This is a genomic window from Candidatus Brocadia sp. (assembly GCA_021646415.1).
Classification (GTDB): domain Bacteria; phylum Planctomycetota; class Brocadiia; order Brocadiales; family Brocadiaceae; genus Brocadia.
The window spans coordinates 248846-262407 of record SOEU01000002.1; the positions used below are offsets into that span (position 1 = coordinate 248846).

Genomic DNA, 13562 nt, shown 5'->3' on the forward strand with positions numbered 1-13562 from the left:
GCAACTTATAATTTTATCTGGCTTATTCTTGCCGGTGTTATTTTGTGATATGTCATTTGTTGTTGACTCATATAATAATAAGCCATACAATTAATTTAATAACACTTACATTGAAGATTAAAATGTGAAAACAAAAAATTTTTATGTCATTACATATTAAGTATTTATGTTCATACCAAGTTATATAAATTTGTACAGGACGGGCAAACTTGATGAGAGGATTGTAAAGGCACGAAAATTATTAAAAGAGTGCCAGATATGTCCAAGACGATGCAAGGTCAACCGACTTGAAAATAAATTGGGGGTGTGTAAGGTAGGTAAATTGATGAAGGTTTCAAGTTATAACCCGCACTTTGGTGAAGAATCACCATTGGTCGGTACACATGGTTCCGGAACTATCTTTATTACCTCGTGCAGTCTAGGCTGCGTATTTTGTCAAAATTACGATATCAGCCATCTCGGAGAAGGATATGAAGTTTCTTTTGAGCGATTCGCACAAATGATGGTCGAATTACAAAATATGGGCTGCCATAATATTAATTTTGTCACGCCCACCCATGTCGTACCTCAGATACTCGAAGCGCTTCCCATTGCCATCAGGGACGGTTTGAACATACCCTTAGTTTATAACACCGGCGGGTATGATCTTGTGGAGACCTTGCAACTCTTGGAAGGGGTCTTCGATATCTATATGCCCGATTTCAAGTTTTCCGACAACGATGTTGCAGCCAAATTTTGCAAGGCCGGAGACTATCCACAGGTGGCCATGAAAGCAATTAAGGAGATGCATAAGCAGGTAGGCGACCTTGTTGTAAACGACCGCGGTATTGCAGAGAGGGGGCTCATTGTCCGGCATCTTGTTATGCCCAATGGATTGGCCGGGACGCACAAGGTCATGCAGTTCCTGGCCAAAGAAATTTCGCTAAATACCTATGTAAATATAATGGATCAATATCATCCCTATGGTATTGCCCACAAATATCCGGAGATCAATCGGCGTATCAGCTTTGATGAATTCGGGGATGCCCTTCAAATAGCACAAGAAGAAGGTATCACCAGGTTAGCCGATTAAGCTGCTTCATAGCATTATTGCAAAAACATCTTTTTGAAATTATTTAGCTTGCTTGTTTCAGTTGACAGTTGACGGTAAGCAGTAGGCAAGCTGCAGATATTATACCTCAATTTTGATTTTTACTCTGTAATTTTTGACTTTTTATCCTTGAGTTTTGATTGCTACATATAACGGATAGTTACGATTTTATTGTTATTGGTGGTGGCCCTGCAGGGATGATGGCCGCTGGCCGTGCCGGAGAACGGGGGAAAAAGGTCATCCTCCTTGAAAAAAAGGACCACTTGGGCAAAAAACTCCTCATATGCGCTTCAGGGAGATGCAATGTAACGAATACAGCTCCGCTAGATGTACTCATAAATGCATACGGAAGAGGCGGGCATTTCCTCCGTACGGCATTGGAAACATTTGATAATGAAAAATTACGTTTATTCCTTCTATCGTACGATGTAGAAACGGTTGTGGAAAATAAGGGCAGGGTCTTTCCGAAAAGCCAGAAGGCAGATTCAATCCTGAAGGTGCTTGAGGGCTACCTGTATGACCACCAGGTAAAAATACAAACCAATTCGCACGTTTTACGTCTCAATACAGAAAATAATCATGTACTCGGGGTAGAAACCAGTCAAGGAAATGTTTTGGGACGAAATGTTCTCATTGCAACGGGAGGTCTTAGTTATCCCGCCACAGGCAGTACTGGAGATGGTTATAAGTTGGCCTCTTCTGCTGGCCACACAATTTGTCCAACATATCCCGCCATCGTTGCCTTCGAGACGGAAGAAACCTGGGTAAAATTCTTGCAGGGAACCCCCATTAAAAATATAAACATTGCAGCTTATCAACGAGGCAAAAAAATTATGGAACACTTTGGGGAATCTCTTTTTACCCATTACGGTATCTCCGGGCCGAGTATCCTGGATATGAGCAAACGCATTGTCGAGTGTCTACCCAATGGGATTGTACAAATACACATAGACTTTAAACCCCATCACTCGTCTGAAGAACTTGATAAAATCCTCATAAATCAGATCAAACGACACGGCAGCAAGGTCATTAAATCCTGCCTGACCTTTTTTATTCCAGAGAAATTAGTCCCTATTCTATTGAACCTTTGTAACATTGAATCTCACAAAAAGGTGTCTCAAATAACTACGCCTGAAAGAAAGAAGATACTGAAACAACTCAAGGGACTTCATCTCACACTAATACGTCATCGTCCTATCGAAGAGGCCATTGTTACAGCAGGGGGTGTAAGTCTGAATGAAGTTGATGCGAAGACGATGAAATCAAAACTCCTGGAAGGGCTATATTTTGCTGGTGAAGTGCTGAATGTTGATGGTCCCACAGGGGGGTTTAATCTCCAGGCGGCATTTTCCACCGGATATCTTGCCGGAAATTCCATTGATTAAAATTTAGGGTATACATTCATGAGCCATAATAGCTCACAAAAGGGTATGAAAATATATCATCCTCACTTAACTCCTCTCATCGTTCGATTGAGTGTTCGTCTGAGTTCACGCCGAAGACTCACGACGAAGTCAAAAGAGGGAAAATTCCTTCGCCCTTTGTTGGAAAGGGTAAGGGTAAGGGTAAGGGTAAGGGTAAGGGTGAGGGGTATTTTCGTGCCAATTACAGGTGATTTATATGGGTGTAAAATTTACCCCTATCATTTTGAAAAAAGAGATACATCTCGATGATTTGGGTGGAAAGGTTTTGGCCGTTGATGGGAATGGGTTATATAAATTTCTTTGCAAAGAAAGGGATTTCTCACCTGAAAGGGTGAAGATGATAATAGAACGGATGAAAGTTGAAAGATAAACAAAACGAAAGGGGTTTAAAGTAATTTTGCTGGATTGATTAAGCGAATCCAGCCTTAGCAGATATTTACCATTTTTCTATCAAATCCATTCGTTAATCTCCGAATAATATCATCAGTAAAATCTTTATCAAGCCATTTATCCAAGTGCATGCGTTTGTATATTCTGAGGGTCTTTGAGGCATAGTTCATTCTATCAATAATAACACTGTCAACATGAGGGCTTATTTCCCTTGAAAGTGTTTCAGGATTCATAGGCAGCACGGGACCTATAAAAGCATAGGTCTTTATCCCATTCTTATGGAGTGTTTTCAAGGTATTGATTCTTGCCATGACCGATGGGGCATGTGGCTCAAAGACTTTTCTTATCTCTTCATCATCAGTTGTGATGGTAAGACCAACTTCTATGTCCTTAAATTTCTTAATCAGGTCCATGTCCCTCAGAACAAGAGGGGATTTCGTGAGTATATCCACAGGGAACTGGTATTGTAAAAGGACTTCAAGGCACTGCCTTGTAATTTTATACTTTGACTCGAGGGGTTGGTAAGGGTCTGTTACTGAACTAATTATGATACGGCCACGCGCCATCCTCTTGAGTTGTCTTTGGAGAATTTCCGGGGCATTAATCTTGACATCCACAAAGCTTCCCCATGCTTCTGTATGACCCGTGTATCTCTTCATAAATGTTGCATAACAGTACCGGCAGCCGTGGGCACAACCTACATAAGGATTAATGCAATAGTCAGCGCCAGGGATTCCTGATTTAGTGAGGATAGATTTAACCTTTATTTCCCGAACGTTTAAACTCATAATAAGTTTTATGGGAAAATATTTTCCGATATGATACTTTTATAGTATTTTAACATGGAAGGGAAAACAATGAGTGAACTTTTTCAAAAAGCTAATATTGGGAAGATGGAGTTAAGAAATCGATTCGTAAGGGCTGCCACCTGGGAAGGCATGGCAGGAGAAAACGGTGAGGTTACAGAACCTCTCATGGGAATTTACCGGGAGCTGGCAAAGGGGGGGGTTGGCCTTATCCTGACAGGGTATGCCTATGTCAGCAAAAGAGGAAAGGCAAATCCTGGTATGCTTGGCGCCTATGACGATAGCTTAATTTCAGGACTTAAACGCCTTGCTGATGCCGTTCATAAAGAAAACGGTAAGGTTGCGTTACAGATTGCCCATGGAGGCTCACAGATCCAAATTCATACAGACACTCCATCCGAAGCCCCTTTTGCAATCAGAGAGAGGACAACGGGAAATACGCCGGTTGAAATGACCGTTCAAGACATACAAAGAGTTATTGGGGAATTTGCACAAGCAGCAAGAAGGGCTAAAGAAGCGGGGTTTGACGGCATACAGATACATGCTGCGCACGGGTTCCTGCTTTCTCAATTTCTCTCACCGTACTCGAACAGAAGAACTGACAAATATGGTGGCCATATTGAAAACAGGGCCAGGATAATCTTTGAGATATATGATGCGATAAGAAGAAACGTGGGCAATGATTATCCGGTACTGATAAAGATAAATGCATCTGATTTTGATGACGGGGTAGGGCTTACCCCGGAAGACTCTTTATGGGTTTGTAGAAAATTATCAGATATGGGGATTGATGCCATCGAATTAAGCGGAGGAATACTTGCATCCGGTGAGTTTATCCCTTCAAGGTCTGCGATTAACAGTCCGGATAAGGAGGCGTATTTCAAAGAATACGCAAGGCAGTTCAGACCACACCTGAAGTGCCCCTTGATATTGGTGGGCGGACTTCGTTCTTTAGGGGTAATGGAAGCGATGTATCGTGAAGGTTTGGTACAATTTTTCAGTCTTTCCAGGCCCTTTATATCAGAACCCCATCTCATAAAGAGGTGGCAATCGGGTAATAAAGAAAGGGCCAGGTGTATATCGTGTAATAAATGCTTCATGACCGCATCCCGGGAAGGCAGGCTTTACTGTGTAAGTTTTAAATCTCCCCTCTAAAAAGAGGGGTTGGGGGGTATGTGATAATGCACGCAACACGTCCCTTAATCCTTCTAACTGAAGGGAAACCATCTGTCCCCCGCTGGCGGGGGTGAAGGGGGTGGCCTGCTGTGGTAAAAATTTGCATTTAAAAGTTGCCGAAGGCCTAATTAAATGATTAAGAATTTCAAAGATTGTATCGTAGCATACCAGACACCCCCCTGAATCCCCATTTTCTAAGGGGGACTCGAGGAAATCCCCCTTAATAAAGGGGGCGAGGGGGTTGTTTTTAACCCGCATTTGCTGTGTATCTAAAGAGTCGCTGCCAAAGGCAACCTAATTAATCTGTGGCAGTTGCAATTTATGATAGAAATATACCGTTACAATGCCTTACAATCAGGTGTCTTCTTAAGGAGATACAAACGATTCCTTGTCGATGTGGAATTACCTGATAGACGGATTGTAACAGCATTCTGCCCCAATTCAGGAAGCATGAAGGGATGCTCGGACACTGGCACTTCTGTAATGCTTTCATATCATGAATTCTCAAAGAGAAAGACCCTCTATACCCTTGAAATGGTCAAGGCCGATGGGATGTGGGTGGGAGTAAATACATTACTGACCAATGACCTTGCCCATCGTTTGATCGAATTAAAATTAATCCATGAATTAAGCCCTTATAAGGTCATCAAAAGGGAAGCAACTTTTGGTAATTCAAGACTGGATTTCCTTCTTTCAAATGGGAAAAGGGAATGTTTCGTGGAGGTTAAAAACGTCACATTAAAAGATGGTCATGCTGCGAAGTTTCCTGATGCCGTTACCGTTCGCGGCAGAAAACACCTCAATTCCCTGATGAATGCTATTGAAATGGGATACAATGCATGTATGCTTTATATCGTCCAGAGATCTGATTGTGACTGTTTTGCACCGGCGGAAGAGATAGACCCCGAATATGTAAAAACGTTAAAAGTAGCTATGATGACTGGCGTAAAAGTCTTTGCATTCAAGTTTGATATAAGGCCAGAAGGCATATATTTTTTAGAAAGACTTCCGCTTCATAACAGTATATTGCCTGATCAGAAAAATCATTCGTAAATTAGTGTAAACTGTGTTAGTGGTTACCTGCGTTTTGGAGGTGTATTCAAAAAGGGAGGCAAAAAGCGTTGTCATCCGATATTCACAAAGTGCTTTCAGAAGTGAGCAAGGAACGGATTCAAGGGTACGTCCATGCCATGGAAGGATTGCGTCATGCATGGGAGAATTATGATGCCTTAGAGGAAAGAGCTAAATTTATAGAAGAAACCTTTCGCTCCTTTAACCTCAAAGTGGAGAACCAGGATGTGCCGTTCTATGGAAGGAGATTTCGAAATATCATTGGTTCCGTAGAAGGAAGTGATGGAGAAAAGGAATGTATTTTTTAGGTGCCCACTACGATGCTGCATGGAAAAGCCCGGGTGGTGATGACAACGTCAGCGGTGTGGCCGTGCTCCTTGAGGCAGCAGGGATTTTGAGCAGGCAGAGACTCAACAGAGCTGTCCAATGTGTCGCCTTTACCCTTTGAAGAACCCCAACTACAGACCTTCAGATTTCGGATCGGTAGCAATCATTTTGTAAAAGAGGCAAAAAGATGGAAAAGGAAATACGCGGCTGTCCTCATCCTTGAGTGTGTTGGATATACCAATAAAGCACCGGGAAGTCAGGATATCCCACCATTGGTGAAGATTCCTGTACCTGAAAGAGGCGATTTTCTCGGTGTTGTTGCAAATTATAGGTCTAAGTCTCTTATGAATGCCTTCCACCGTATAACGAATGAATATGTCCCTGAACTCTATATTGTATCATATAAGGTGCCGTTATCAGGTTATATTATCCCACAAACACGGTGGAGTGACCATGCCTCCTTCTGGAATCGCGGATACCCAGCCCTTATGTTGACTGATACGGCCATGTTCAGAAATCCTTACTATCATACCCCGTACGATAACTACGAAAAACTTGATTTTACCTTTATGGTAAATGTAACAAAGGCCGTCGTCAGTGTTATTCTGAATCTTGATAGATTTGTCTAAAAGATTATTTTTTAGCAGTAGTGTCCGGTTAGAAATTTGCATGAGCGGTTTTTGTCATACCCGAACGCTTTTATCGGGTATCCAGAATCACGTTTAACCTGTTAAATTGTCTTTTATTTAGTGGGAACATTCTCGGACAACCTGTCAAGATGTAACCCTTTTTCTTTTTGTTAACAACGTCATCCAAATAATTTGCTTGTTCATGATTGCATCAAGTTCCACCAAGAACGATAAAGCTGTGCGGCGCAAACGAAGCGCAGCGTAGTTTGCGTCCGAACGAGCGCCTTGTTAGGCGGGTTCATTCCAATGCTTCATGTACAGAGAGCCGAATTCAACGACAGCCAATCCATCGCACAACAACTGCGGGTGGAATAAGACCGGCTCAGAGGGTTCTCCTTCAAAAGAGTGCAGAAACATAAAAGATGGTCTCCCTATTTTTTCTTGTTCTTCATAGAGATCATCAAGTTTTTCCCATTCCATGGCCTTTATCAGTTCCATTTTCTTACTTTCAAGCTCGTTGTAACGCACGCCCTCTTCTTCAGTGAATTCTGCTGGAGGAATATACAGAGGGATTCTGTGAGCCAAGGCGTCTCGATAAGACTTTAGGTATTTCTCATGCCAGTCTGTAATTGTTTCAGAAGCAAGATAGTCACGAAGCGGTTTAGGGAAATGCTTGCTTGTGCTCTCGCGAAACATACCGACTCCATGTTTTCCACCAACATCGGCTAACAAATCATGCCGATATACAAAGGACCAAGCCCAATTATCAAAAATACCATAGAGATTCATGACATAGGCGTGCAGGTTTATCTGGACATCATGAACTACATCTCTGTGGAGTGGTTTGCTGGCAGTGAGGGGAAATTCATTAAATATATTTTTTAGACATCTCTTTAGGAGGTTCAATCTTCGCGCCGCGCCATACAATAGATGCTCTTTCACGCCTGCATGGCCTGTTTCTTGTCCAGCCAATACGGTTTGTAACATTAGTTCTTGAAGGCTCCGGCGTACTCTCGTGTACTCTGCCTCAAATTTGCCAATCTGCTCATGCGTGTAGCTCATGGGAATTCTCTATCTCCCGCCTAACAATAATTATACAGTCTGTATAAAACGGCAAACAGAGACTGCCTCGATATATATAAGAAGTTGCCGTGTCTTCTTGTCACGCATTGTAACTGGTTTCATATCAAGTTTTTTCTGCAATTTTGCCAATCGCCCATTCCGGATTATACAGTCTGTATAATCCAGCCTACAACCCATCGACCGGGCTTCGGATATCGTGACTTTCTTTGATCAAGACATAGGTGTAGATTATCGTCGTGTTAACGTCATTGGCGAAGACAATCAGAGATTATCATTTACCGTTTTACAATGTCAAGATTCTTTATATGGAGAGATGATAGGAAATTGTTTTTTTCCTTAGAAGGGATGATAATACAAAAAATGAAGAAGAATGCAAGCCTTTTTCGTTTCTTCTGGGGAAAGAACTGAGGGTAATCGTTGGGAGCATTCCCGATTTTTTGTGACTTCTGCCAGGTTTTAATGAAACGTACAGCAGTGTTAACCCTGACAGGGTTTGAAACCCTGTCAGGGTTGTTGAATTGTTTTGCCCTGACCCTATGAACTGCTACAAAAAATCGGGAATGCTCCCGTAATCGTTCCAGGCTATCCGGGAATTGGTGTTTTCGTAAATTCATGTGTCATAATTTGTGCTAATTTTGTGCTAAAATCAATCCAAAAGAATAGAATGAATTGAAATGGATGGAATTGTTATAATACCAACGATCCCTTAATTTTAAGGCAAAACAGGAAACCATCCCAATATCAAGGACTTATAATTTTTAATACTTTCGCCCTTTCAGGGCTAAAAATATTATTAAATCTTTATCCCAGGGCTGTCGCCCTGGGCTATATTCTATCAGCCCTTCGGGCTTTCCCCGAAGAGAAAATCTCTTTACCTGAATTCAATGACGTTGCCTTCGCAAGGACAGGATCAAAGGGAAGTCTCCCACTTGATTTTAGGTAACTATGTTTTACGGTATCTTATAATTAGCAAGAATAGTTTCTAAATTTATTTTACTCTGCGACCTCTGTGGTTTAAAGTTTCTTTTGTATGAATAAAACCTTCAAAAGCAAACAGGAACTGAGGCAGGCTGTCTGGGCCTACATGGAAGAAAACAATCTTGTCACCTTTCCACGACCCTGTTATGGAAGGATACCCAACTTTGTCGGCTCTCGGGCTGCTGCGGAAAGACTGAAAACCCTCATAGAATGGAAGGAGGCAAGGGCTATATTTTCGGCTCCCGATGCTTCTTTACATCCAGCAAGATGTGAGGCTTTGAAAGAAGGAAAAATCCTCCTGGTAGCTGCGCCGAAGTTAACGGGGTTCTATCTCATTAAAGATATCCCTCCAGAAAAGGCATTTGAGGCATCAAGCATTAAAGGATTTTCCAGATATGGCAGGCCGGTAAAGATAGACGATAATCTTCCAAAGATAGACCTCTATCTCACTGGGGCTGTGGCGGTTGATAAGAAGGGGAACAGGATCGGTAAGGGCACTGGTTATGGTGACAAAGAGGATGAAATTCTTTCGGGGGCTGGGCTTATAGATGGAAGAACTCCAAGGATGGCAATGGTGCACGAAGTCCAGGTCTTTGAGGATTTTTCATATCTCATGGAGAAGAAAGATAAAAAGGTAACGATTATTGTTACACCGGAAAAGGTTTATAGAGTGTAATAATATATCTGGATTATGAGGTTTGGCAAGGAGGAATGCGTTCCATTAATTGAGATTTCTTTTCTGGCGTAAGTTTTGTTTCCAATTTCCAACTAGGCATGGCATGCTTATCCTTCTGTTTGATAAGGAGCCACTCGTTTCCCTTTGCTCTTCCCTTAAGATGAACGAGGGTGAAATTTCCCTTGAGAATTTTACCTTTGAGGGAAAAACTCATTTTGTCCTTTTGCATGTCAATGGGGACGTAGGTTCCACTATCCCAGACAACTACTGCACCGGCTCCGTATTGTCCTTGTGGAATAATACCTTCAAAATCAATATACTCTATGGGGTGGTCTTCTACCTGCACTGCCAGGCGTTTTTCGGATGGGTTCATAGAAGGACCTTTCGGAATAGCCCAGGAACGAAGAACTCCTTCCATTTCCAGTCTAAAATCATAATGGAGATGAGTAGCATCGTGTTCGTGGACAACAAATCGGTGGCTCATAAGTGTATCTATTTACCGTTCACGTTTTTCAATGGCTAAGACCAACAAAAAACAGAAAACTCGGAAAATTGATTTTATCGTAACATATTGGTATTTTGAAAGTCTGGATGGAAATTTTTTAAGATCGAAATTACCTCATTATCTTCGAGATCATACCAGTTCACATATGCATCAGCTACAGCAAAAATAAATCCGCTTCTCACATTAAGACAAACAAGCTCATCTACGTGAGGCAGAATAAAATCAATCGTTCTATCCGACGCTGTCGGAACTGCAACCACAATCTTTTGTGGTTCATGCCTTTTTACGAAATCTATAGCGGAGAGCATCGTATAGCCGGATGCCAGTCCATCGTCCACAATGATTACTACTTTATCTTTTAACGAGGGAAATGGTAGTCCTCTTCTAAAGAGTTTGTCCCGCCTCTTGATTTTATCTATTGTTGTCTGAATCTGCCGGTCAACTTCTTCCTCGGTGAGATCCAGACTGCTGAGAAGTTCCTGGTTTACTATTACCTTGCCATCAGGGCCGACAGCGCCAAATCCGGCCTCAGGGTTATAGGGTATCTGGACCTTTCTCACAATGATTAAGTCAAGGGGAAGTACGAGGGCCTTTGCTACCTCAGCAGCTACAGGGACTCCACCGGAAGGGATGCCGAGTATTATGCCGTCTGTGCCTTTATATCCTAAAAGTTTTTGGGCAAGAAGCATCCCTGCTTCATTCCTGTCTTTGAAGATATAAAGCCTATCCCGTAGAGAACTGTCTTCAATAAGCCTTTGCATAAGATGATACCCTCTTTGCAGCTCTTAATAAAAATATGATTTAATTAACCCTGTCAGGGTTTAAAACCCTGACAGGGTTGCCTCACGAATTTCGTGCTTCGAATTTCGTCTTTTCCAATTTGTTCGGGTCAGGATCAATGCTGGTAATTCTATGCCGTTTATTCAAAAATAGAAAGAGTTTTCTTTTTTCATTGACCTCTGTGGTTTATAATCTTTATATGATTGTGGACGAATTAAGTGCTTATGGTGGATCAAAGCGGCTGATAGAGACCCTGACTGTTACGGGTCTTAAGGAACTTTATCCGCCTCAGGTTCTGGCAATAAAGGCAGGTCTCTTAAAAAAACAGGATTCCTTTGTGGTAGCTGCACCCACTGCCTCAGGCAAGACCCTCATAGCCGAGATGGCGGCGCTGAAGGTATTCCTTGAGATGGGTGGGAAGGTTGTGTACCTTGTGCCCTTAAGGGCCCTCGCAAGGGAAAAGTATGATGACTTTTCGAAGAAATACAAAGACGCCGGGATGAGAGTTGTGCAGAGCACTGGAGATTTTGACAGCGCGGATACGTGGCTGTACGACGCAGATTTAATCATCTCGACAAATGAGAAGATGGACTCCCTCATCAGACATCGCTCCTCATGGTTGAGGGATGTGAGCCTTGTGGTAACCGATGAGATACACCTCCTTGGAGATACTCACAGAGGGCCGACCCTCGAGGTAGTCCTCACCAGGTTGAAGTGGATGAATCCGGGACTCAGGGTTATAGCACTGAGTGCCACCATACCGAATGCGTCAGAAATTGCCCAATGGCTTGACGCTCAACTCATCGAATCCAACTGGAGACCCGTACCCCTTAGGGAAGGGGTGTATTTCAATAATGCCATCACCTTTCAGGATGGTGGTGTGTCAAAGGTAAAAAAGGAAGGTTCCCTGGATGTGGTGAACCTCGGCCTTGAGACCATAAACGATGGCGGACAGTCCCTCGTCTTTGTGAACACAAGGAGGTCAACTGAGGCCGTTGCGCACATGGTTTTATCCGATGTCGCCAAATTGCTTTCAGAACAGGAAATACAATCCCTGAAAAAGCTATCCGGACAGGTTTTAGAGGCGTCATCGGAACCAACCCATCTCTGTAAAAAGCTTGCCGAATGCGTAAGCAACGGTGTTGCCTTCCACCACGCAGGCATTATCTCTTCGCAGAGGAAGATCGTGGAAGATGCCTTCAGGGCCAACAAGATAAAGCTCGTGGCTGCCACTACAACATTGGCAATGGGGCTGAATCTCCCATCAAGAAGGGTGATCATCAGGGATTGGTGGAGATACGAGTCCGGCCTTGGAATGCAACCCATACCGGTTATGGAGATTAAGCAGATGTCTGGAAGGGCAGGAAGGCCGGGCTTTGATAAGTATGGAGAGGCCGTCGTCATTGCCAGAAATGAGAGAGACAAAAAATATCTCATGGAAAGCTACATAGGCGGGGAACCCGAAAAGATCGACTCCCAGCTTGCCAGTGAATCTGCCCTCAGATCACATATCCTTGCATCCATAGCGGGTGTCTTTACCAGAAGCAGGGCAGAATTAATGGATTTCCTCAAGAAAACCTTTTTCGCTTATCAGGAAGGCACTGAATCCCTTGCATCCGTAACGAATACTGTTGTTAATTTCCTCAAAAAAGAAGAAATGATCTCTGATAAAAGGGGTCTTGTGGCCACGCGATTTGGCCGCCGCGTCTCAGACCTTTACATAGACCCTCTGACAGGCGTAATCGTGAGAGACGCCTTGCATCAGCCAAAAGAGAAGGAAACATTTGCACTCTTCCATATGATAGCCCACACCCCTGACATGATGACACTTCAATTAAGGAAAAAAGACTACGAAGAGATGTACGATGTGTATCATGCCCACGTAGACGGGCTTTTGATTCCAAAAGACGAGAAATATCCATCGGATGAAATCCTTTCCGAGATAAAGACGGCATTACTCTTAATGCAGTGGATGGAGGAGACACCTGAAGACAAGGTCGTCGGCCAGTTTGGTGTAGGCCCCGGTGACATTCGCACGCTGATAGAACTCTCAGATTGGCTCCTTTACTCGGCGGGTGAAATAAGCAAGGTCTTTGGGTTGAAGGAAGTTGAAAAGCCGTTATCTTTTTTGAGGGTAAGAGTTTTTTATGGCATCAAGGAAGAACTCCTCCAGCTCGTGTCCCTCAAAGGTGTTGGGAGGGTGAGGGCTAGAAATCTTTATAATGCGGGATACAAGACGTTGAAGGATATTAAGGGCGCAGCAGTTGAGGATCTTGTAAAGATACCCACCATCGGGAAGGCCATTGCAGAGGATATAAAAAACCAGGTTCTATCCCAGTAATTGGAATGTTTCAGTTACCCACGAAACACGCGAAACATACGAAATCCCTTTCGCGTCTTTTCGGGTGTTTCGTGGGCACCTCCGTTAATAAAAATATCTTGACCTTTGTAGGCGCTGGGTATAGTATTTTTTTGGGTGGATGATCACCGGTCCAAATACCAGGAAAGAGGTTGAGAAATCCTGGGACGTCAGGACAAAGGCCATAGAGCCTCACAGAATCCTGTTCGCAGGAGCGCCATACCTCCTTGTGACATCCACCCGAAAAAAGCAAAATAGGGATTGCGAT

Annotated in this window: 13 protein-coding genes; 9 read left to right on the plus strand and 4 right to left on the minus strand. The window is 43.1% G+C overall.

Features of this window, described 5'->3' with window-relative positions; translation table 11 throughout:
* Positions 1-166: 166 nt before the first annotated feature.
* A complete protein-coding gene (locus E3K36_02880) occupies positions 167-1072 on the plus strand; it encodes a radical SAM protein (protein MCF6154199.1) in 906 nt (301 codons plus the stop codon).
* A gap of 158 nt (positions 1073-1230) precedes the next feature.
* A complete protein-coding gene (locus E3K36_02885; GenBank protein ID MCF6154200.1) occupies positions 1231-2475 on the plus strand; it encodes an NAD(P)/FAD-dependent oxidoreductase in 1245 nt (414 codons plus the stop codon).
* A gap of 464 nt (positions 2476-2939) precedes the next feature.
* Here the strand turns inward: E3K36_02885 and E3K36_02890 are convergent, their stop codons facing one another.
* The gene (locus tag E3K36_02890) at positions 2940-3692 is read right to left on the minus strand and encodes a radical SAM protein (protein MCF6154201.1); all 753 of its coding nucleotides are present in this window, start codon (positions 3690-3692) and stop codon (positions 2940-2942) included.
* A gap of 69 nt (positions 3693-3761) precedes the next feature.
* Between E3K36_02890 and E3K36_02895 the strand changes: the two genes are divergently transcribed.
* From E3K36_02895 to E3K36_02915, 5 genes are all read left to right on the plus strand, one after another.
* Positions 3762-4865, plus strand: coding sequence for an NADH:flavin oxidoreductase (locus tag E3K36_02895; GenBank protein MCF6154202.1), 1104 nt, complete (start codon positions 3762-3764; stop codon positions 4863-4865).
* 342 nt (positions 4866-5207) lie between these two features.
* The gene (gene sfsA, locus E3K36_02900) at positions 5208-5939 is read left to right on the plus strand and encodes a DNA/RNA nuclease SfsA (GenBank protein MCF6154203.1); all 732 of its coding nucleotides are present in this window, start codon (positions 5208-5210) and stop codon (positions 5937-5939) included.
* Between the two features lie 68 nt (positions 5940-6007).
* Positions 6008-6265: a hypothetical protein gene (locus E3K36_02905; protein MCF6154204.1), complete on the plus strand. Its 258-nt coding sequence runs from the start codon at positions 6008-6010 to the stop codon at positions 6263-6265.
* Positions 6253-6405: a M28 family peptidase gene (locus E3K36_02910; GenBank protein MCF6154205.1), complete on the plus strand. Its 153-nt coding sequence runs from the start codon at positions 6253-6255 to the stop codon at positions 6403-6405. Before E3K36_02905 ends, E3K36_02910 begins: the two co-directional genes overlap by 13 nt.
* On the plus strand, positions 6377-6913 hold the full coding sequence (locus E3K36_02915) for a M28 family peptidase (GenBank protein MCF6154206.1): 537 nt from the start codon (positions 6377-6379) through the stop codon (positions 6911-6913). The genes E3K36_02910 and E3K36_02915 overlap by 29 nt, the downstream gene beginning before the upstream one ends.
* 288 nt (positions 6914-7201) lie before the next feature.
* Here the strand turns inward: E3K36_02915 and E3K36_02920 are convergent, their stop codons facing one another.
* Positions 7202-7975, minus strand: a complete 774-nt coding sequence (locus tag E3K36_02920) for a hypothetical protein (GenBank protein ID MCF6154207.1) — start codon at positions 7973-7975, stop codon at positions 7202-7204.
* A gap of 1051 nt (positions 7976-9026) precedes the next feature.
* Between E3K36_02920 and E3K36_02925 the strand changes: the two genes are divergently transcribed.
* The gene (locus E3K36_02925; protein ID MCF6154208.1) at positions 9027-9650 is read left to right on the plus strand and encodes a 5-formyltetrahydrofolate cyclo-ligase; all 624 of its coding nucleotides are present in this window, start codon (positions 9027-9029) and stop codon (positions 9648-9650) included.
* Positions 9651-9663: 13 nt separating this feature from the next.
* Here the strand turns inward: E3K36_02925 and E3K36_02930 are convergent, their stop codons facing one another.
* On the minus strand, positions 9664-10134 hold the full coding sequence (locus E3K36_02930; protein ID MCF6154209.1) for a 3'-phosphoesterase: 471 nt from the start codon (positions 10132-10134) through the stop codon (positions 9664-9666).
* Between the two features lie 74 nt (positions 10135-10208).
* Entirely contained in the window at positions 10209-10916 is a 708-nt protein-coding gene (locus tag E3K36_02935; GenBank protein MCF6154210.1) for a phosphoribosyltransferase, read from the minus strand.
* 137 nt (positions 10917-11053) lie between these two features.
* On the opposite strand from E3K36_02935, the gene E3K36_02940 reads away from it, so the two are divergent.
* Entirely contained in the window at positions 11054-13276 is a 2223-nt protein-coding gene (locus E3K36_02940; protein ID MCF6154211.1) for a DEAD/DEAH box helicase, read from the plus strand.
* Positions 13277-13562: the final 286 nt, after the last annotated feature.

Excerpts from the sequence above, each read along its gene's own strand:
- E3K36_02880 (MCF6154199.1), top strand. The coding sequence starts at position 167 with ATGTTCATACCAAGTTATATAAATTTGTACAGGACGGGCAAACTTGAT.
- E3K36_02890 (MCF6154201.1), bottom strand. The coding sequence starts at position 3,692 with ATGAGTTTAAACGTTCGGGAAATAAAGGTTAAATCTATCCTCACTAAA.
- E3K36_02895 (MCF6154202.1), top strand. The coding sequence starts at position 3,762 with ATGAGTGAACTTTTTCAAAAAGCTAATATTGGGAAGATGGAGTTAAGA.
- sfsA (MCF6154203.1), top strand. The coding sequence starts at position 5,208 with ATGATAGAAATATACCGTTACAATGCCTTACAATCAGGTGTCTTCTTA.
- E3K36_02910 (MCF6154205.1), top strand. The coding sequence starts at position 6,253 with ATGTATTTTTTAGGTGCCCACTACGATGCTGCATGGAAAAGCCCGGGT.
- E3K36_02920 (MCF6154207.1), bottom strand. The coding sequence starts at position 7,975 with ATGAGCTACACGCATGAGCAGATTGGCAAATTTGAGGCAGAGTACACG.
- E3K36_02925 (MCF6154208.1), top strand. The coding sequence starts at position 9,027 with ATGAATAAAACCTTCAAAAGCAAACAGGAACTGAGGCAGGCTGTCTGG.
- E3K36_02930 (MCF6154209.1), bottom strand. The coding sequence starts at position 10,134 with ATGAGCCACCGATTTGTTGTCCACGAACACGATGCTACTCATCTCCAT.
- E3K36_02935 (MCF6154210.1), bottom strand. The coding sequence starts at position 10,916 with ATGCAAAGGCTTATTGAAGACAGTTCTCTACGGGATAGGCTTTATATC.
- E3K36_02940 (MCF6154211.1), top strand. The coding sequence starts at position 11,054 with ATGCTGGTAATTCTATGCCGTTTATTCAAAAATAGAAAGAGTTTTCTT.